The organism is Vibrio sp. Vb1574 (genome assembly GCF_033338675.1).
Genome location: NZ_JAWOTC010000412.1, coordinates 1 through 1,088, shown reverse-complemented (window position 1 = coordinate 1,088; position 1,088 = coordinate 1). Strand labels below are relative to the sequence as shown.

The window sequence follows — 1,088 nt, the reverse complement described above, 5'->3', positions numbered from 1 at the left end:
CCACCAATGGTTTGGTGGTCATTGAGTAATACAATCGGATTACCATCATGGGGAATTTGAATGGCGCCTAGCGCGATCCCTTCAGACAAGATGCCATCATAAGGTGGCTTTACCGTATTTCCTTCAAGGCGATAGCCCATTCGATTAGAGTCTGGCGAGATCGCAAAGCTTCCCGAATAGAATTTTTCTTTAGCTTCAACACTGAAATCATCACATTGATAACCTTCAATAACGCGTAGTGTAATTGGCAAGTTGTAATCTGGCTTGAAACGAAATGTCATGATTCTTGGTTTATGGTTAGGTAATGAATGAGCGTCAAAAGGGAGAACATCTCCAGCTTTTAGAGCGTTACCATTGGCTTCTAGTCCACCTAATGCTTCACGAAGCACGGTCGATGAGCTCCCAAGGTGCTCAGGCACATTGAAGCCACCTTTTACAGCGAGATAGGCGCGAAGGCCATTTTTCGCCATTCCGAACTGAAGCTTTTGACCTTTTTTTATCGAAAAATCCGACCAATTAGCAATAGGGTGACCATCTACTGATGCATTAAGATCGCCGCCACAAATTGCCAGGTGACAGTCTTGCAAGGCGACAAAACAAGCATTGCCTAGCGTAATCTCGATTGCTGAGCAATTCACACGATTTCCAAGTAAATGATTAGCCCAACTGTAGGCGTAATCATCAACAGGGCCACCTTGCGTTATCCCGATGTGAGCAAGACCAAAACGGCCAAAGTCTTGAATCAATGACAAAGGCCCTGACTTTTCAACTAATAATCCTGATGCGCTCATAACGCTCCCCCTAACTCAAGAAATTCCTGTTTTGATACCGTATAAAACGTGACCTTGTCACCAACTTCAAAAGGAATAAAAGGAGGAGTATCCGAAAAGAGTGAGAGTGGAGAGCGACCTATGATATTCCAACCACCTGGACTGTCTGATGGGTAAACGGCGGTCTTACTATCGGCAATGCCGACACTTCCTGATGGCACAAACGTTCTCGGCGTTTTTAACCTAGGCATGGCGATACTCTCTTCCACATCAGAAAGAAAGGCGAAGCCAGGTGCGAACCCAATCGCGGAAACGGTG

The 1,088-nt window shown here is 45.6% G+C and carries 2 protein-coding genes; both read right to left on the bottom strand.

Going from position 1 to position 1,088, the window contains the following annotated elements:
• Window positions 1-791 (bottom strand): biotin-dependent carboxyltransferase family protein (locus R7O12_RS26525; RefSeq protein WP_318127058.1); only part of this gene is annotated, 791 nt, incomplete at its 3' end.
• Window positions 788-1,088: 5-oxoprolinase subunit B family protein (locus tag R7O12_RS26520; protein WP_318127056.1), on the bottom strand; the 301-nt coding region annotated here is incomplete at its 5' end. The genes R7O12_RS26520 and R7O12_RS26525, both read right to left, overlap by 4 nt.